The organism is Amnibacterium endophyticum (assembly GCF_042680685.1).
In the GTDB taxonomy this organism is placed as follows: domain Bacteria; phylum Actinomycetota; class Actinomycetes; order Actinomycetales; family Microbacteriaceae; genus Amnibacterium; species Amnibacterium endophyticum.
The window spans coordinates 60,732-79,017 of the sequence record NZ_JBHUEA010000006.1 but is presented as its reverse complement, the minus strand read 5'-3'; the positions used below and the strand labels follow the sequence as shown (position 1 = coordinate 79,017).

The window sequence follows — 18,286 nt, the reverse complement described above, 5'->3', positions numbered from 1 at the left end:
CCCGGGCCCGGCTCCGGCCGGGCCCGGCCTCTGCCCGGTGCCCGCATGAGCGTCCCGATCGGCCCCGGCCGCAACCCGCTCCGCTCCCCCGAGGACCGGCGGCTCAACCGCATCGCCGGCCCCTCCTGCCTCGTCATCTTCGGCGTGACGGGCGACCTCGCCCGCAAGAAGCTGATGCCCGCGGTCTACGACCTCGCCAACCGCGGGCTGCTGCCACCGGGGTTCGCGCTCGTCGGCTTCGCCCGTCGCGACTGGGACGACCAGGACTTCGCGAAGGTCGTCCACGACGCCGTCGAGGAGCACGCGAGGACCCCGTTCCGCGAGGAGGTCTGGCAGCAGCTCCTGCAGGGCGTCCGCTTCGTGCAGGGCACGTTCGACGACGCCGCCGCCTTCGACCGGCTGCGGGACACCCTGGACGAGCTCGACCGCACGCGCGGGACGATGGGCAACACCGCCTTCTACCTGTCGATCCCGCCGCGCGACTTCCCGCAGGTGACCCAGCAGCTGGAGGCCTCGGGGCTGTCGACGCAGCGCCCCGGGCACTGGCGCCGCGTCGTCATCGAGAAGCCGTTCGGCTCCGACCTCACGACCGCGCGCGAGCTGAACGACGTCGTCGAGCGGGTCTTCCCGCCCGACAGCGTCTTCCGCATCGACCACTACCTCGGCAAGGAGACGGTCCAGAACCTCCTCGCCCTCCGGTTCGCCAACACGCTCTTCGAGCCGATCTGGAACGCGAACCACGTCGACCACGTGCAGATCACGATGGCCGAGGACATCGGCGTCGGTGGCCGGGCCGGCTACTACGACGGCATCGGCGCGGCCCGGGACGTCATCCAGAACCACCTCCTCCAGCTGCTCGCGCTGACCGCGATGGAGGAGCCGGTGTCCTTCGACGCGGCCCACCTGCGGGCCGAGAAGGAGAAGGTGCTGTCGGCCGTGCGGCTGCCGGAGGACCTCGGCGCCGCGACCGCCCGCGGGCAGTACTCCTCGGGCTGGCAGGGCGGCAGGCACGTGCAGGCGTTCCTCGAGGAGGACGGGATGAACCCCGCCTCCACCACCGAGACCTACGCCGCGCTGAAGCTCGACATCGGCACGCGCCGCTGGGCAGGGGCGCCGTTCTACCTGCGCGCCGGGAAGCGGCTGGGCAGGCGCGTGACGGAGATCGCCGTCATGTTCAAGCGCGCCCCGCATCAGCTGTTCGCCGAGGCCCAGACCGCGCAGCTCGGGCAGAACGCGCTCGTCATCCGGGTCCAGCCCGACGAGGGCGTGACGATCCGGTTCGGCTCCAAGGTGCCGGGCGCGGGGATGCAGGTCCGAGACGTCACGATGGACTTCGGCTACGGCCACGCCTTCACCGAGGCGAGCCCGGAGGCGTACGAGCGGCTCATCCTCGACGTGCTGCTCGGCGACCCGCCGCTGTTCCCGCGGCACGAGGAGGTCGAGCTGTCCTGGAAGATCCTCGACCCGGTGGAGCGCTACTGGGCGTCCGCCGGTCGCCCCGAGCAGTACCGCCCGGGCACCTGGGGGCCGGAGTCCGCAGATCTCCTCATGGCCCGCGACGGCCGGCAATGGAGGCGCCCGTGATCGTCGACCTGCCCGACACCACAACCGCGGAGGTGAGCCGCGCGCTCGTCGACGTGCGGAACGAGGGCGGCGCGGTCGCCCTCGGGCGCGTGCTCACGCTCATCATCAGCACGACGAGCGGGACCGAGGAGGAGGCCATCCAGGCCGCCAACGACGCCTCCCGCGAGCACCCCATGCGGGTCGTCGCCGTCGTGCGGGACGACCCCGCTGGCGCGCCCCGCCTCGACGCCCAGATCCGGGTCGGGGGCGACGCCGGCGCCAGCGAGGTCATCGTCCTGCGCGCCGCCGGGCCCGCCGGCGCCGACGAGGAGGGGCTCGTCACCGGCCTGCTGCTGCCGGACGCCCCGGTCGTGGCGTGGTGGCCCGGCACGGACACGCCGTCGGTCGTCGCCGAGTCGCCGCTCGGCCGCATCGCGCAGCGGCGCATCACGGACGCCGCCGCGCATCCGGACCCGCAGGAGACCGTCGACCGCCTGGCCGAGACCTATCGCCCGGGCGACACCGACCTGGCCTGGACGCGCCTCACCCTCTGGCGCGCGGTGCTCGCGGCCACGCTCGACCAGGCGCCCTACGAGCCGGTCGAGTCGGTCGAGGTGTCCGGCGCGGTCGACTCGGCCTCCACGGAGCTGCTCGCCGCCTGGCTCGGCCTGGCGCTGCAGGTGCCCGTGTCAGTCGTGCTGTCCGACCGCTCCACCGGCTCGAGCGGCATCCACGGCGTCCGGATGCGGCGGGCGAGCGGCGAGATCCACCTGGAGCGGGCCGTGCCCGACGTCGCCACCCTCACGCAGCCCGACCAGCCGGTGCACGACGTGTCGCTGCCGAGGCGGAGTCTGCGAGACTGCCTGGCCGAGGAGCTGCGCAGGCAGGGGCCGGACGACCTGTACGGCGACGTGCTCACCCGCGGGCTCGCCGCACTCGACCGAGGCCCGGCGACGGGCGCAGGAGGAGCATGACGAACGAACGACGGGTGCTCGTGCACCCGGACGCAGACGCGCTGGTCGCCGCGGTCTCGGCCCGGTTCCTGACCAAGCTGACCGACCTGCTCGACGAGCACCACGAGGCGAACGTCGTCCTCACCGGTGGCACCCTCGGCGAGGCCGTGCAGAAGGCCGTCGCGACGTCGCCGATGCGTTCCGCGATCGACTGGACCCGGGTGCACTTCTGGTGGGGCGACGAGCGCTTCGTGCCGAAGGACGACCCCGACCGCAACGAGGTGCAGGCCAGGGAGGCGCTGCTCCAGCACCTGCCGACCGCCGAGGACCACATCCACCCGTTCCCGGCCTCCGACGAGATCGAGGACATCGACGCCGCCGCGGAGGCGTACGCGCAGGAGCTGCGCGACCACGCCGACCCGGCGCTGCGCCTCCCGGTGCCCCGCTTCGACATCACCTTCCTCGGCGTCGGACCCGACGGGCACATCGCCTCGCTCTTCCCCGAGCACGGCGTCACCCGCGACGGCCAGGACCTCGTCGTGTCAGACGAGGACAGCCCGAAGCCGCCCCCGCGCCGCCTCAGCCTGACCCTTCCCGTCATCAACAGCTCGCAGCGGATCTGGATGGTGCTCGCCGGCACCGAGAAGGCGTCGGCGCTCGGCCTCGCCCTCGCCGGAGCATCGCCCGAGGAGGTCCCGGTCGCCGGCGCCGAGGGCCGCCTCCGCACCGTCTTCTTCATCGACGGCGACGCCGCGAGCCACGTGCCCGCCGACCTCATCGCCAGCCAGTACTGAGTCCATCGGAGCGGCGGAGCCGTGACCGGCCTCGCTGCGCTCGGCCGGCCTCGGCACCGACGCTTCGGCTCCGCTCCGCTCCGCCGAGCTCTCGGCGGCATGAGCCGCCGGGGCGCTCGCGCCCTCCGCGGGTGCTGTGCGGTGCGGCCGCGACCTGCTGCGCAGGCCCCGTCCGCGCCGAGCGCTCCGCGCCGGCCCACCCGCATCCGCACCACACCGCTGGTCGAGGTGCGACCGTAGCGATGGGCCCCACGGACGGTGTTCCCGGCCGAGGGACTCGAGGCCACCCCGGCCGCGTTCGCGCCACACCGCTGGTCGAGGTGCGACCGTAGCGAGCCTCGAGACCACCCCTGCCCGCATCCGCACCACCGCTGGTGGAGGTGCGACCGTAGCGATGGGCCCCACGGGCGGTGTTCCCGGCCGAGGGACTCGAGGCCGGCTGATCCCGCGAGTGCTGATGGTCTCGAGGCTCCTTCGTCGCACCTCGACCATCGGGGCGCGGGCGCCCGCGACGCACGAAGGGCCCCGCGCGGTGCGCGGGGCCCTTCGTGGACCGGTGTCAGCTGTCGGCGGAGATCTTGCCCCGGCGGATGCGCAGCTGCTTCAGCGCGTCCTCGAGCAGGACCGCGGCCTCCTCGTCCGTCCGACGCTCCTTCACGTAGGCGAGGTGCGTCTTGTACGGCTCCGTCTTCTGCATCGCGGGCGGGTTCGCCTTGTCGCGGCCGGCGGGCAGCCCGCTCGACGGCGAGTCGATCGTCATCGGGATCTCATCGGCCGGCAGGTTCGCCGCGAAGTAGCGCACGGTCTCGTTGCCGAGCGCGTCCCAGTAGGACACGGCCACGCGCTCCGCGTGGTGCCCGTGGTCCTGCTCCCCCATCGGTCCTGCGCCGACCCGGGAACCCCGGATCGCACTGCCGCCAGACGCCATGTGTGCCTCCTGCTGAAATCGGTGCGGCGCTCAGACGCCGGTGAAGCGGGTGATCAGCCCCAGGACGACGACGCTGGCGAACCAGACGAGGCCGAGGCCGACGGTGATGCGGTTGAGGTTGCGCTCCGCGACGCCCGAGGCGCCCAGGTTGCTCGTGACGCCGCCGCCGAACATGTCGGACAGACCGCCGCCCCGCCCCTTGTGCAGCAGGATCAGCAGCGTCAGCAGCACGCTAGTGACCGCGAGGATCACGAGCATGACGGCTCTCAGGATGTCCATGGCCGGTCTCCTTCCCGTGTCGCAGCGCGTTCCCAGCAGCGACAAGTATAACGGCGCCCCGCCGATCCGCAGGAGCGGACGGGCGGGGCGCCGCGGGCGCCGTCAGGCGCCGACGTGGTCGCGGAAGCGGGCGATGCCCGCGAACTCCGCCGCATCGAGGCTCGCGCCGCCGACGAGGGCACCGTCGACGTCCGGCTGCCGCATGAAGCCGGCGATGTTCCCGCTCTTCACCGAACCGCCGTACAGCACGCGCGTCGCCGCGGCGTCTGCATCGCCGAGCGCCTCGGCGACCGCGTTCCGGATCGCCGAGCAGACCTCCTGGGCCGTCTCGGGGGTGGCGACCTTGCCGGTGCCGATCGCCCAGACGGGCTCGTAGGCGATCACCACGGGCGTGCCGGCGGCGACGCCCTCGAGCGCGGCCTTCGTCTGACGGACCGGGACGGCGCTGGTGCCGTGCTCCTCGAGCTCCGCCTCCGTCTCGCCGACGCAGATCACCGGCACGAGGCCGTGCCGCACCGCGGCCTGCACCTTGGCGCGCACGACCTCGTCGCCCTCGCCGTGACCCGTGCGCCGCTCGGAGTGCCCGATCAGCACGTAGGCGCAGTCGAGCGCCTTCAGGAACGCACCCGACACGTCGCCCGTGTACGCGCCCGAGTCGTGCGGGGACAGGTCCTGGGCGCCGAGGGCCAGCGCGTAGCGGTCCGCGTCGATCAGCGTCTGCACGCTCCGGAGATCCGTGAAGGGCGGGAAGACCGCGACCTCGACGGCGCCGGAGTCGAAGCCGGCGTCCTTCAGCGTCCACGCGAGCTTCTGCACGAGCGCGATGCCCTGGAGGTGGTCCAGGTTCATCTTCCAGTTGCCGGCGATCAGCGGTCGCCGCTCCGTCGCTCCGGTCATGCCGTCCCCTCCCGGCCGAGCACCTCGAGGCCCGGCAGCCGCTTGCCCTCGAGGAACTCGAGGCTCGCCCCGCCGCCCGTCGAGATGTGCCCGAACCGGTCGTCGGCGAACCCGAGCGCCCGGACGGCGGCCGCGGAGTCGCCGCCGCCCACGACCGACAGCCCGGCCGTCTCGGTGAGCGCCTCCGCGACCCGCTTGGTGCCGGCCGCGAAGGCCGGGAACTCGAAGACGCCCATCGGCCCGTTCCAGAACACGGTCTGCGAGCCTGCGATGCGTCCCGCGAACGCCTCGGCCGTCTCGGGCCCGATGTCGAGGCCGATGCCGTCGGCCCCGAAGGCCGTCGACTCGATCGCGTCGGCCGCCACCGTCTCGTGGTCCGCGTCCGCGGAGAACCCCGAGGCGACGACCACGTCCGTCGGCACGAGCAGGGTGACGCCCAGCTGCTCGGCGCGCTCCAGGTACTCCCGGACCGTCGGGATCTGGTCCTGCTCGAGCAGGCTCTTCCCCACCGCGTGGCCCTGCGCCGCCAGGAAGGTGAAGAGCATCCCGCCGCCGATGAGCAGCGTGTCGACCCGGGGCAGCAGGTGGTCGATGACCCCCAGCTTGTCGCTGACCTTCGATCCGCCGAGGACCACCGTGTACGGCTTCTCCGGCCGCTCTGTCAGGCGCTCGAGCACCTCGAGCTCGTCCGCGATCAGCAGCCCCGCGGCGCTCGGCAGCACCTCGGCGAGCTCGTACACGCTCGCCTGCTTGCGGTGCACGACCCCGAAGCCGTCGGAGACGAAGACGTCGCCGTGCCGCGCGAGCGCCTCGGCGAACGCCCGCCGCTCCGACGCGTTCTTGCTGGTCTCCCGCGGGTCGAACCGCAGGTTCTCGAGCACCGTCACCGCGCCCGAGCCCGGCTGCGCATCGCCCGGGGCGCCGGGCACGAACCCGACCTCCCGGTCGAGCAGCTCGCCGAGGCGCGCGGCCACCGGCTCGAGGCTGTAGCGGGGGTCCGGCGAGCCGTCGGGCCGCCCGAGGTGCGAGACGACGGTGACCGTCGCGCCGGCGTCGAGCAGGCGGCGGAGCGTGGGGAGGCTCGCGCGGACCCGGCCGTCGTCCGTGATCCGGCCGTCCCTGAGCGGGACGTTCAGATCGCAGCGGACGACGACCCGGCGGCCGGCGAGGTCACCCAGCGAGTCGAGGGTGCGCAGCGCCATCGATCAGAGGCGCGCGGCGACGTAGTCGGTCAGGTCGACGAGCCGGCTCGAGTAGCCCCACTCGTTGTCGTACCAGCTGTAGAGCTTGACCTGGTTGCCGATGACCTTCGTCAGCGGGGCGTCGTAGATCGAGGAGTGCGGGTCGCCGACGATGTCGGCGGACACGATCGGCTCGGTCGAGTACTTGAGGATGCCCTGCATCGGGCCCTCGGCGGCCTCCTGGTACGCCGCGTTGATCTCGTCGATCGACACGGTCCGGGACGCCTCGACGGTCAGGTCCGTGATGGAGCCGACCGGCACCGGCACGCGGAGCGAGTAGCCGTCGAGCTTGCCCTTCAGCTCCGGCAGCACGAGGCCGATCGCCTTGGCCGCGCCGGTCGACGTCGGGATGATGCTGAGGGCGGCGGCGCGGGCGCGGCGCAGGTCGTTGTGCGGCCCGTCCTGCAGGTTCTGGTCGGCCGTGTACGCGTGGGTCGTGGTCATGAGCCCGCGCTCGATGCCGAACGCGTCGTTGAACACCTTCGCGAGCGGGGCGAGGCAGTTGGTCGTGCACGACGCGTTCGACAGGATGTGCATCGACGACGGGTCGTAGCTGCCCTCGTTGACGCCCATCACGAACGTGCCGTCCTCGCCGGTCGCCGGCGCGGAGATGATGACCTTCTTGGCGCCGGCCTCGAGGTGCTTGCGGGCGTCGTCCGCCTTGGTGAACCGGCCGGTCGACTCGATCACGATGTCGACGCCTAGGTCGCCCCAGCCGAGCTGGGCGGGGTCGCGCTGCTCGAGCACCTGCACGGCCTTGCCGTCGACCACGATGCGGTCGCCGTCGACCTCGACGGACTCCTTCAGCGCGCCCGCGGTCGAGTCGTGCTTCAGCAGGTGGGCGAGCGCGCGGTTGTCCGTGAGGTCGTTCACCGCCACGATCTCGAGGTCGCTGCCCTTGGCGAGCGCGGCGCGGAAGTAGTTGCGGCCGATGCGGCCGAAGCCGTTGATGCCGATGCGGGTGGTCACGGGTCCTCCGTCTGACGAGCGCCGGATGGCGGGAGATGGTCGTCGCGCCGGCCGCCGCGGAGGGCGGCCGGCGCCGCCGATCACGCTAGCAGCAGGCCCTCGGTCTGCTTCTGGGCGGTCTGGAAGCGCTGCTCGACGTTCTGCCAGTTCACGACGTTCCAGAAGGCCTTCACGTAGTCGGCCCGGACGTTGGCGTAGTCGAGGTAGTAGGCGTGCTCCCACACGTCGAGCAGCAGCAGCGGCACGACGCCGACCGGGAAGTCCTGCTGCTGGTCGTGGAACTGCACGATGATCGGCCGCTTGCCGATCGAGTCGTAGACGAGCGCCGCCCAGCCGGAGCCCTGCACGCCCATCGCGGCCGCCGTGAAGTGGGCGGTGAAGGCGTCGAACGAGCCGAAGAAGTCGTCGATGGCCGAGGCGATGTCGCCGGTCGGCTTGTCCCCGCCGTCCGGGGACATGTTCGTCCAGAAGACGGAGTGGTTCACGTGGCCGGCGAGGTTGAAGGCCAGGTCGCGCGTGAGCTTGTTCACGTTCGCGAGGTTCCCGCTGCCGCGGGCCTCCTCGAGCTGCTCGAGCGCCGTGTTCGCACCGGTCACGTAGGCCTGGTGGTGCTTGTCGTGGTGCAGCTCCATGATGCGGGCGCTGATGCTCGGCTGCAGCGCCGCGTAGTCGTAGGGCAGGTCGGGCAGGGTGTAGACGGCCATGGTGGTCCTTCCTGAACGGGTCGCACCCATCGTGGCCCCGTCGCCCTGAAGGACCCTGGGCCGCAGCGCTGCACCCCCGCCCGCGGGGGCGTCGCGCGCCGGCTCGAGGCGCGAGAGGTGGCGCTCGACCGGCGGGGTCTCAGGCCTCGATCTCGGCCGGGACCGCGGACTCCGTGCCCGGGATGCCCTGCTCGATCGCGCGCTTGTCGGCGAGCGCCAGCAGGCGGCGGATGCGGCCCGCGACCGCGTCCTTCGTCATCGGCGGGTCCGCGTGATGCCCAAGCTCGTCGAGGCTCGCGTCACGGTGGTCGAGGCGCAGCCGGCCCGCGTACTGCAGGTGGTCCGGCACGGTGTCGCCGAGGATCTCGAGCGCGCGCTCGACGCGCGCGCACGCGGCGACCGCCGCCTGGGCGCTGCGGCGCAGGTTCGCATCGTCGAAGTTGACGAGGCGGTTGGTGTTCGCCCGCACCTCGCGGCGCTGGCGCAGCTCCTCCCAGTTCTGCACGCTGCGTCGCGCGCCCATGTGGCCGAGCATGTCGCTGATGGCCTCGCCGTCGCGGATGACGACGCGGTGCACGCCGCGCACCTCGCGGGCCTTCGCGGGCACCTGCAGACGGCCGGCGGCGCCGACGAGCGCCATCGCCGCCTCGTTGCCCGGGCACGTGACCTCGAGCGATGCCGAGCGCCCGGGGTCCGTGAGCGACCCGTGCGCGAGGAACGCCCCGCGCCACACGGCCTCGATCTCGTCGGGCGACCCGGTCGTCAGCCGGTTCGGCAGCCCGCGGATCGGCCGGCGCTTCGCGTCGAGCAGTCCGGTCTGGCGGGCGAGGGTCTCCCCGCCGTCGACGACGCGCACCAGGTAGTGGTTCGCGCGCCGGACCCCGCTCGCCGAGAGGACGGTCATCTCGCTGCGCACGCCGTACAGCTCGTGCAGGTCGCGGCGCACGCGCCTGGCGAGCAGCGGGGTGTCGAGCTCCGACTCCACGGCGATGCGTCCGGAGATCAGGTGCAGGCCGCCCGAGAACCGCAGGATCGTCGCCAGCTCAGCCGCCCGGACCGACGTCTTGCCGACGTCGACGTGGGTCAGTTCGTCCTTCACCTCTGCGGTCAGTGCCAATGCTCGCGACTCCCCGTCTCTGCCCCGTCTCGTCCCCGACCGGCCTCCCCTGGCGCGTCCGATGACCGCACCAGTGTCGCATCCGAGCGGGGGTGCTGCACGCCGAGCGCCCCTCGGCCGGGGGTCGGGAGGATGTGCTACTCGCGACCGAGATCGCGGTGCTTGACGCGCACCGCGACGCCGGGCTGCGCGGCGATGAGGTCCGCGATCCGCTCCACGACGGCGACCGAGCGGTGCTTGCCGCCGGTGCAGCCGATCGCGATGGTCGCGTGGCTCTTGTTCTCCCGCTGGTAGCCGGCGAGCACCGGCCCGAGCGCGTCCGCGTACCGCTCGACGAACTCGAGCGCACCCGGCTGCCCGAGCACGTAGTCCCGCACGTCCGCGTCGCGGCCCGTGTGCGGGCGGAGCTCCGGCACCCAGTACGGGTTCGGCAGGAACCGGGCGTCCGCGACCATGTCCGCGTCCGTGGGCACCCCGTACTTGAAGCCGAAGCTGGTCAGCGTCACCTGCACGCCCGGCCGGTCGTCGTCGGCGAACAGCTCGTTGACGAGGTTCGCGAGCTGGTGGATGTTCAGCTCGGAGGTGTCGATGATGATGTCGCTCTGCTCGCGCACCGCGGCGGTCATCGTCCGCTCCGCGGTGATGCCGTCGAGGATGGTGCCGTCGCCCTGCAGGGGGTGCGGCCGGCGGACCGCCTCGAACCGTCGCACCAGTGCCGCGTCGTTCGCCTCGAGGAACAGGAGCTTCAGCTGGGGCCGCGGGCCCGGCGACTCCCCCGCGTCCTGCAGCTCGGTCAGCAGCTGTCCGCCGCGCACGTCGACGACGACGGCCACGCGCGCGAGGCGGTCGTCGGAGTGGCCGGCGAGGTCGAGGAGCGGCCGGAGCATCTGCGGCGGCAGGTTGTCGACGACGTACCAGCCGAGGTCCTCGAGCGCGTTGCTGACGGTCGAGCGCCCCGCCCCCGCCATGCCGGTCACGACGAGCACCGAGCGCGCGACGTCCTGCCCGGTCGTGACCGGTGCCTCCGCGGCGTCCACCATCTCGAGCGCGCTCCTGGGTTCGGCGATGCGATCGCCTGAAGCCTAGCGGGCGGTCGCGGCCGGCTCCGGCGCGCCCTCGGCCTCGTGCACCAGGCCGTCCGGGCCGCCCTCCGCGACGTCGGGTTCCGCCTCCATCACGTCGGCCTCCGGGTCGGCGCCGCGCAGCCGCTGCACGACGGACGTCGCGAGGACGCGGCCGAACCCGGGCACCTGGGCCACGTCGTCCTCCGACGCGGCGCGCAGCCGCGCCACTGAGCCGAAGTGCCGCAGCAGCTGCCGCACCCTCGCCTCCCCCAGCCCCGGGATCTCGCCCAGCTGCGAGGCGATGTCGCGCTTCCGCCGCGTGCGCTGATGGGTGATCGCGAAGCGGTGCGCCTCGTCCCGCAGCCGCTGGACCAGGAAGAGCGCGTCGCTGTTGCGCGGCAGGATCACGGGGAAGTCGTCGTCGGGCCGCCACAGCTCCTCGAGCCGCTTCGCGATGCCGGCGAGCGCGATCCCCGTGACGCCCGCCTCGTCGAGCGCCCGCTTCGCCGCCGCGACCTGCGGCTGCCCGCCGTCCACGAGCAGCAGGTTCGGCCGGTAGGCGAAGCGCTCGCCCTGCACGGCGGGCGCCGCGTCCTCGTCGGCGAGGTGGGCGAGGCGCCGGCTCAGCACCTGGCGCATGGAGTCGGTGTCGTCGGTGGTGCTCGCCACGTTGAACCGCCGGTACTGGCCCTTGCGGGGCAGCCCGTCCTCGAAGACCACCATGGAGGCCACGACGTTCGTCCCGCCGAGGTGCGAGACGTCGAAGCACTCGATGCGCAGCGGCGCCTCGTCGAGCCCGAGGGCCTCCTGCAGCTCGGCCAGCGCCTGCGAGCGCGCCGTGAAGTCGGCGCTGCGGCGGGTCTTGTAGAGCATCAGCGCCTGCGCGGCGTTCCGCGACGCCGTCTCGGCGAGCGCCGCCTTCTCGCCTCGCTCCGCCACGTGCAGGCGGGTGCGGCCGCTCCCGCGCAGCCCCTCCGCCTCGCGTCCCTCGGCGCGCCGCTGCGACAGCCACACGCCCAGCTCGTCGGCGTCGTCGGGCAGCTCGGGCACGAGCACCTCGCGCGGCGGGTAGGCGTCCTCGTCGTAGGCGTTCCGCAGCACCGTCTCGACCAGCTCGCCCAGGGCGACGTCGAGCTCCTTGTCGACCACCCAGCTGCGCGTGCCGCGGATGCGGCCGCCGCGGACGATGAACTGCACGACGCTCGCGGCGAGCTCGTCGTCCGCGATGCCGAAGACGTCGGTGTCCACGTCCTCGCCGAGCACCACCGCCGTCTTCGCGAGCGCCGCGTCCATCGCGCCGAGGGCGTCGCGCACGCGTGCGGCCTCCTCGAAGTTGAGCGCCGCCGACGCCTCCTGCATCCGCTTCGTCAGGTCGGCGCGGAACCGGCGGTCGCCGCCGCCCATGAACGCCGCGAGGTCCTGGGCGAGGTCCTGGTGCGCCGCACGCGGGATCCGGCCGACGCACGGCGCCGCGCACTTGCCGATGTCGCCGAGCAGGCAGGGACGCCCGGTCAGCTCCGCCCGCCGGTAGGTGGTGTCCGAGCAGCTGCGCACCGGGAAGACCTTCAGCATCAGGTCGAGCGTCTCCCGGATCGCCCACACCTTCGTGTAGGGCCCGAAGTACTTGGCCCCCTTCAGCCGCCGGTTCCGCGTGATCAGCACCCGGGGCACCTCGTCGCCGAGCGTGATCGCGAGGTACGGGTAGGACTTGTCGTCCCGGAACTGCACGTTGAACGGCGGCGAGAACTCCTTGATCCAGCTGTACTCGAGCTGCAGCGCCTCGAGCTCCGTGCCGACCACGGTCCACTCGACGCCCGCGGCCGTCAGCACCATTCGGCGGGTGCGCTCGTGCAGGGAGCGCAGCGGCTGGAAGTAGTTCGTCAGGCGTGCACGGAGGTTCTTCGCCTTGCCGACGTAGAGCACGCGGCCCCGGGGGTCGCGGAACCGGTAGACGCCCGGTGAGGTGGGGATCTCCCCCGCCTTCGGCCGCCAGGCGACGGTCTCGCCCGTCCTCGGCGCCGCCATCAGGCGCTGGCGGCCAGCGCCGGCTGCGGGAGGACCTCGGCGAGGAAGCGGCCGGTGAAGCTCTCCGCGACCTCGGCGACCTGCTCGGGCGTGCCCTCTGCCACGACCGTGCCGCCGCCCGCGCCGCCCTCCGGCCCCATGTCGACGATCCAGTCCGCGCTCTTGATCACGTCGAGGTTGTGCTCGATGACGACGATCGTGTTGCCCTTGTCGGTCAGCCCGTTCAGCACCTGCAGCAGCTTGTTCACGTCCTCGAAGTGCAGGCCCGTGGTCGGCTCGTCGAGCACGTAGACGCTGCGGCCGTTGGTGCGGCGCTGCAGCTCGGTCGCCAGCTTCACCCGCTGCGCCTCACCGCCGGACAGCGTGGTCGCGCTCTGCCCGAGGCGCACGTACCCGAGCCCCACGTCGACGAGCGTCTTCAGGTAGCGGTGGATCGCGGTGATCGGCTCGAAGAACTCCGCCGCCTCGGCGATCGGCATGTCGAGCACCTCGGCGATGCTGCGCCCCTTGTAGTGCACGGCCAGGGTGTCGCGGTTGTAGCGCGCGCCGTGGCAGACCTCGCACTGCACGTACACGTCGGGCAGGAAGTTCATCTCGATCTTGATGGTGCCGTCGCCCTGGCAGTGCTCGCAGCGGCCGCCCTTGACGTTGAAGCTGAAGCGGCCCGGCAGGTACCCGCGCGCCTTCGCCTCGACCGTCTCGCTGAACAGGGTGCGGATGCGGTCGAAGACGCCGGTGTAGGTGGCGGGGTTCGACCTGGGGGTGCGGCCGATCGGCGCCTGGTCGACGTGCACGACCTTGTCCAGCTCCTCCGTGCCGGTGACGCGGCGGTGCCTGCCCGGCACCTTCCGCGCCCCGTTCAACCGGTTCGCGAGCACCCGGTAGAGGATGTCGTTCACGAGCGAGCTCTTGCCGCTGCCGCTGACGCCCGTCACCGCGGTCATCACGCCGAGCGGGAACCCGACGGTCACGTTCTTTAGGTTGTTGGCGGACGCGCCCACGACCTCGATCCGCCGCTTCCGGTCGATCTTCCGGCGCGCGTGCGGCACCGCGATCGCGCGCCTGCCCGCGAGGTAGTCGCCGGTGACGGACTCCCGGTCGGCGAGCAGCGAGTCGTAGTCGCCCGAGTGCACGACCCGTCCGCCGTTCACGCCGGCGCCGGGGCCGATGTCGACGATCCAGTCGGCCGTGCGGATGGTGTCCTCGTCGTGCTCGACGACGATCAGCGTGTTCCCGAGGTCGCGCAGCTTCACGAGCGTGTCGATCAGGCGCCGGTTGTCGCGCTGGTGCAGGCCGATCGACGGCTCGTCGAGGACGTAGAGCACCCCTGTCAGCCCGGAGCCGATCTGGGTCGCGAGCCGGATGCGCTGCGCCTCGCCGCCGGAGAGCGTGCCGGCGGAGCGCGACAGGGTGAGGTACGTCAGCCCGACCTCGGTGAGGAAGGCGAGCCGGACCCGGATCTCGCGCAGCACCTGCGCCGCGATCCGCGCCTGTCGCTCGGTGAGGCGAACGGTGTCCATGAAGGCGGCCGCGTCGGCGATCGACAGGTCCGCGACGTCCGCGATGCTGCGCTCGTCGACGAGCACCGCCAGCACCTCGGGCTTCAGCCGCTTGCCGCCGCACACCGCGCACGGCACCTCCCGGAGGTACTCCGCCCACTTCGCGCGCTGCACGTCGGTCTCGGCCTGCAGCCAGTTGCGCTCCAGGTACGGGATCACGCCCTCGAAGCCCTGGCTGTACGTCATCTCGCGGCCGTACCGGTTCTTCCACCGCACCCGGACCTCGAAGTTGTTGCCGTGCAGCACCGCGTCGCGCACGTCGTCCGGCAGCGCCTCCCAGGGGCTGTCGAGGTCGAAGCCGAGGTCGCGCGCGAGCCCCGTGAGCATGCGCTCGTAGTAGTTGTAGAGCTGCTTGCCCTGGTTGCTCCACGGCACGATCACGCCCTCGCGGATGGAGAGGCTCGGATCGCCGAGCAGCAGGTCGGCGTCCACCGCCATCCGCGTGCCGAGCCCGGAGCACTCCGGGCACGCGCCGAAGGGCGCGTTGAACGAGAACGTGCGGGGCTCGACGTCGGTCAGCTGGATCGGGTGGTTGTTCGGGCAGGAGAGCTTCTCGGAGAAGCTGCGCCACGCGGCCGGCCCCTCCTCGTCCACGAAGTTCACCTGCACGACGCCGTCGGTCAGCGACAGCGCCGTCTCCAGCGAGTCGGTGAGGCGGGTCAGCAGGTCCGGGCTCGCCACGAGGCGGTCGACCACCACGGCGATGTCGTGCTTGTACGACTTCTTCAGCGGCTTCGCGTCGGCGAGCTGCACCGTCTCGCCGTCGACGACGGCGCGGGCGAACCCCTTCGCCGTCAGCTCCTTGAACAGGTCGGCGAACTCGCCCTTCTTCTGCTGCACCACCGGCGCGACGACCTGGTACCGCGTGCGCTCGGGCAGCTCCATCAGCTGGTCCGCGATCTGCTGCACCGTCTGGCTCGCGATCACCTCGCCGCAGATCGGGCAGTGCGGCACCCCGATGCGCGCCCATAGCAGGCGCATGTAGTCCCAGATCTCGGTGATCGTGCCGACGGTCGAGCGCGGGTTGCGGTTCGTCGACTTCTGGTCGATCGACACCGCCGGCGACAGCCCCTCGATGAAGTCGACGTCGGGCCGGTCGACCTGGCCGAGGAACTGCCGCGCGTAGGCCGAGAGCGACTCGACGTACCGCCGCTGCCCCTCGGCGAAGATCGTGTCGAAGGCGAGCGACGACTTGCCGCTGCCGGACAGCCCCGTGAACACCACGAGCGAGTCGCGCGGGATCTCGACGTCCACGTCCCGCAGGTTGTGGACCCGGGCCCCCTTGACGCTCAGCTTGGCGTTGGTCCCCACCCGCGAGATCGGCACCCGGGAAGTGTAGAGAGCGCCCCCGACAGCGCTGCGCGCGATCCCGACCCGGCCGATGCGACACCCTTGGAGCGTGCGCACCGCGACCCTCCGCAGCGTCGCCTCCGCTCGACCGGTGCGACTCGTCCTGCTCGGCCTCGCCGTCGCCGTGCCCGCCGCGCTGCTCCGGCTCGACGTGCTGCACCGCATGGGCTACCTCGCGGTCGGCACGTACGACGACGGCGTCCACTTCTCGACCGCGGTGGCGCTGCTGCACGGGCGGCTGCCCTACCGCGACGTGCTGTTCCTGCAGCCGCCGGGGGTGCTGCTCGCGCTCTCGCCGTTCGCGGCCCTCACCGACCTGGTGGGCGACGCCCGCGCGTTCGCGCTCGCCCGCATCGCCTTCTGCCTGCTCGGCGCGCTCGACGCCGCGCTCGTCGCCCTCCTGCTCAGGCGCTCCGGCACCGCCGCGGCGCTCGTCGGCGGCGGGGTCTTCGCGCTCTTCTTCCCCGGCGTCTACGTGTCGCGCACCCTGCTGCTCGAGCCGCTCGGCACGACCTCGGTGCTGCTCGCGCTGCTCGTGATGCAGCGCGCGGAGCGGCACCGCCCGGGCTGGTGGGTCGTCGCGGGCCTGCTCGCGGGCAGTGCGATCGGCGTGAAGATCTGGAACCTCGTGCCGGCGCTCGTGCTGCTGCTGTTCGCGCGCCGGGGGCGGCTCCGCTTCGCGGTCGGCGCGACCGCGGCGGTGCTCGCGGTCTACGTCCCCTTCTTCGTCACGGCGCCCGCCCGGATGTGGGAGCAGGTGGTCCTGGCGCAGCTGGGGCGGCCGCCGAGCTCGCTCGGGACGCGGATGCGGCTCGAGGTGCTGCTGGGCGTGAACGTGCCGCCCGACGGCGACCCGCTGCCGGGCGTGCCGGTCCGGTCGCTGACCGAGCTGCTCGCCCTCGCCGTCCTCGGCGCCGCCGTGGCGGCGCTGCTCGAGAAGCGCACCCGCGTGCTCGTCGCACTGCTCGCCGCCGAGCTCGCGCTGCTGCTGCTGACGCCTTCGTTCTTCCTCCAGTACGCGGGCCTCACCGCCGCACCGCTCGCGCTCGTCGTCGGCGCCGGCGTCGGTGCGCTGCTCGCCCGGGTCGACGGCCCGCTGCCGAAGGGCGTGGTCGCACTGCTGGTCGTCGGCGCGGTCGCGGGCCTGTCCGCGGGCGCCAACACCCACCGCTTCGACGCGCGGCCGCCGATCGCGCAGCTGCGTCAGGCGACCGCCGCGGTCGACGGGTGCGTCGTGGCGGACGACCCGACGATCCTCATCGTGCTGAACCGGCTCTCGTCCGACCTCGCCCGCGGATGCCCCTTCCAGTCCGATCTGAGCGGCAGCGGCTACGTGCTGGCGATCGGCAGGGACGTCCCGGGCGGCCGGCTGGACGACCCGCGCTGGCAGCGCCGCGCCGTCCGCTACCTGCACAGCGGCGCGGCGTACCTGCAGGTGCGCGGCAGCGGACTGCAGCTCGATCCGGCGTCGGCGGCCGAGCTCGAGCGCGACCCGGTGCTCGCCGGCCGGGGACGATGGGAGCTCCGCGCGTCGCCGACCGGGTAGGTCGTCGACCGCTTCCGGGAGGCCCGGGTCAGACCCCCGTCGCTCCCCCTGCCGTGAGCACCGCGCGGAGCCGCGCCCGCTCCTCGAGCACCTGCCCGACGACCTCGACGAAGCGGTGCTCGCACCCCTCCGGCCAGTACGGCGACAGGTAGTGCTCCACCAGCCGACGACGGCGCTCCCGCGCTCCGACGTCCGCGGCGGCCTCGGCGAGCACCTCCGCGACCCGGGAGGCCCGGTCGGCGGGCAGCCGGGGCACCGCGCCGAGCAGACCGGAGTCGGCGCTCTGCGCACCCCCTCCCGCCTCCGTGACGACCAGCGGCCGGAGCGACGGCAGCCAGGCCGTCGTGACCGCCGACACGTCGGCGACCAGCAGGTGCGAACGCGCCATCGTCGCCTCCACGGGCTCCGCGTCGGCGTCGACCACCTCGTGATCCGCGCCCGCGGCGCCGATCGCCTCGCGGATCGCACGGTCCGCCACCGCGTACAGGCGCGAGGTGACGCCGGTGAGCGGGTGCGGCCGGTAGAGGACGCGGTAGCGCCCGTCCGCGAGCAGCGCCCCGACCATCGCCTCGCCGTGGCTGAGCACGGAGCTGTACGCGACCGACGGCTGCGCGCCCTCCCAGGTCGGCGCGTAGAGGACGGTCGACCGCACGGCGGGAGGCGGTCCGTCCGCGGGCGGCGCGGACAGGGTGACGGGCTGGCCCACGACGAGGGCCCGCCCCTCGGCGTCGAAGCGCATGAGCCGGGCGGCCACCCGCTCGACGGCGGCGGCGCCGGGCGCGAAGAAGTAGTCGTAGGCCTTCAGCTGGTTCGACGCGGACACGCCCTTGTCGCTGTCGCCGTGCCCGATGTAGGCGTGCAGCAGGGAGGAGAAGCGCAGGTTCTCGAAGTTGCGCGGCAGGTGGCTGACGTACAGCGCGAGGCCGACGTCGCTGCGCGAGAGCAGGCCGTCGAGCGTGCCGTAGCGCGCGACGGTGAGCACCGGGACCCGGCACGTCCGTCGCAGGTGCGCGGCGACCCGGGAGTCCTGGCAGACGATCACCGCGCGGTGCGCGTCGTGCACCGCCTCGAACGTCGGCAGCCAGGGCGTGATCTGGTACAGGGTGTCCAGCGCGCCGGGGAAGTACACCATCACGGCGGCGTCGATCGAGGCGTCCTGCAGCTCGAGGTCGTCGCCCTGCCGGTCGACGAGGGTGCGCGGGAAGAACCGGCTGCCGCGCGCCGCCCGAAGCACGTTCGTCTGAGCGCGCCGGCGCAGGTCGATCAGCAGCCGTCGCATCCGATCACTGTATCCAGC

15 protein-coding genes are annotated in these 18,286 nt (G+C 72.9%); 4 read left to right on the top strand and 11 right to left on the bottom strand.

Annotation, left to right across the window (positions count from 1 at the left end; all coding sequences use genetic code 11):
• Nucleotides 1-45: 45 nt before the first annotated feature.
• The 3 genes from zwf to pgl are packed head-to-tail and all read left to right on the top strand — an operon-like array spanning nucleotide 46 to nucleotide 3,310.
• The gene (gene zwf, locus ACFSBI_RS05580; protein WP_377932871.1) at nucleotides 46-1,584 is read left to right on the top strand and encodes a glucose-6-phosphate dehydrogenase; all 1,539 of its coding nucleotides are present in this window, start codon (nucleotides 46-48) and stop codon (nucleotides 1,582-1,584) included.
• Entirely contained in the window at nucleotides 1,581-2,537 is a 957-nt protein-coding gene (locus ACFSBI_RS05575) for a glucose-6-phosphate dehydrogenase assembly protein OpcA (RefSeq protein WP_377932869.1), read from the top strand. Before zwf ends, ACFSBI_RS05575 begins: the two co-directional genes overlap by 4 nt.
• A complete protein-coding gene (pgl, locus tag ACFSBI_RS05570) occupies nucleotides 2,534-3,310 on the top strand; it encodes a 6-phosphogluconolactonase (RefSeq protein WP_377932867.1) in 777 nt (258 codons plus the stop codon). The genes ACFSBI_RS05575 and pgl overlap by 4 nt, the downstream gene beginning before the upstream one ends.
• A gap of 559 nt (nucleotides 3,311-3,869) precedes the next feature.
• Here the strand turns inward: pgl and ACFSBI_RS05565 are convergent.
• From ACFSBI_RS05565 to uvrA, 10 genes are all read right to left on the bottom strand, one after another.
• Nucleotides 3,870-4,238: an RNA polymerase-binding protein RbpA gene (locus ACFSBI_RS05565; protein ID WP_377932866.1), complete on the bottom strand. Its 369-nt coding sequence runs from the start codon at nucleotides 4,236-4,238 to the stop codon at nucleotides 3,870-3,872.
• 30 nt (nucleotides 4,239-4,268) lie between these two features.
• Nucleotides 4,269-4,517, bottom strand: a complete 249-nt coding sequence (gene secG / locus ACFSBI_RS05560) for a preprotein translocase subunit SecG (protein WP_377932864.1) — start codon at nucleotides 4,515-4,517, stop codon at nucleotides 4,269-4,271.
• Between the two features lie 102 nt (nucleotides 4,518-4,619).
• A complete protein-coding gene (tpiA, locus tag ACFSBI_RS05555) occupies nucleotides 4,620-5,414 on the bottom strand; it encodes a triose-phosphate isomerase (protein WP_377932862.1) in 795 nt (264 codons plus the stop codon).
• Nucleotides 5,411-6,616, bottom strand: coding sequence for a phosphoglycerate kinase (locus ACFSBI_RS05550; protein WP_377932860.1), 1,206 nt, complete (start codon nucleotides 6,614-6,616; stop codon nucleotides 5,411-5,413). The genes tpiA and ACFSBI_RS05550 overlap by 4 nt, the downstream gene beginning before the upstream one ends.
• 3 nt (nucleotides 6,617-6,619) lie before the next feature.
• Entirely contained in the window at nucleotides 6,620-7,624 is a 1,005-nt protein-coding gene (gene gap, locus ACFSBI_RS05545) for a type I glyceraldehyde-3-phosphate dehydrogenase (RefSeq protein WP_377932858.1), read from the bottom strand.
• Nucleotides 7,625-7,704: 80 nt separating this feature from the next.
• Entirely contained in the window at nucleotides 7,705-8,328 is a 624-nt protein-coding gene (locus ACFSBI_RS05540) for a superoxide dismutase (RefSeq protein WP_377932856.1), read from the bottom strand.
• Between the two features lie 139 nt (nucleotides 8,329-8,467).
• The gene (gene whiA, locus ACFSBI_RS05535; protein WP_377932854.1) at nucleotides 8,468-9,445 is read right to left on the bottom strand and encodes a DNA-binding protein WhiA; all 978 of its coding nucleotides are present in this window, start codon (nucleotides 9,443-9,445) and stop codon (nucleotides 8,468-8,470) included.
• A gap of 137 nt (nucleotides 9,446-9,582) precedes the next feature.
• Complete coding sequence (gene rapZ / locus ACFSBI_RS05530; protein ID WP_377932853.1) at nucleotides 9,583-10,485, bottom strand: RNase adapter RapZ; 903 nt, start codon at nucleotides 10,483-10,485, stop codon at nucleotides 9,583-9,585.
• Nucleotides 10,486-10,527: 42 nt separating this feature from the next.
• Nucleotides 10,528-12,534 carry an excinuclease ABC subunit UvrC gene (uvrC, locus tag ACFSBI_RS05525; RefSeq protein ID WP_377932851.1) on the bottom strand — a complete coding sequence of 669 codons (2,007 nt, stop codon included), beginning with the start codon at nucleotides 12,532-12,534 and terminating at the stop codon, nucleotides 10,528-10,530.
• Nucleotides 12,534-15,419, bottom strand: coding sequence for an excinuclease ABC subunit UvrA (gene uvrA / locus ACFSBI_RS05520; protein WP_377932849.1), 2,886 nt, complete (start codon nucleotides 15,417-15,419; stop codon nucleotides 12,534-12,536). The genes uvrC and uvrA overlap by 1 nt, the downstream gene beginning before the upstream one ends.
• Nucleotides 15,420-15,492: 73 nt before the next feature.
• On the opposite strand from uvrA, the gene ACFSBI_RS05515 reads away from it, so the two are divergent.
• Complete coding sequence (locus ACFSBI_RS05515) at nucleotides 15,493-16,989, top strand: glycosyltransferase family 39 protein (protein WP_377932847.1); 1,497 nt, start codon at nucleotides 15,493-15,495, stop codon at nucleotides 16,987-16,989.
• Between the two features lie 28 nt (nucleotides 16,990-17,017).
• On the opposite strand, the gene ACFSBI_RS05510 is transcribed toward ACFSBI_RS05515, so the two are convergent.
• Nucleotides 17,018-18,268 carry a glycosyl transferase gene (locus ACFSBI_RS05510; RefSeq protein WP_377932845.1) on the bottom strand — a complete coding sequence of 417 codons (1,251 nt, stop codon included), beginning with the start codon at nucleotides 18,266-18,268 and terminating at the stop codon, nucleotides 17,018-17,020.
• Nucleotides 18,269-18,286 lie beyond the last annotated feature (18 nt).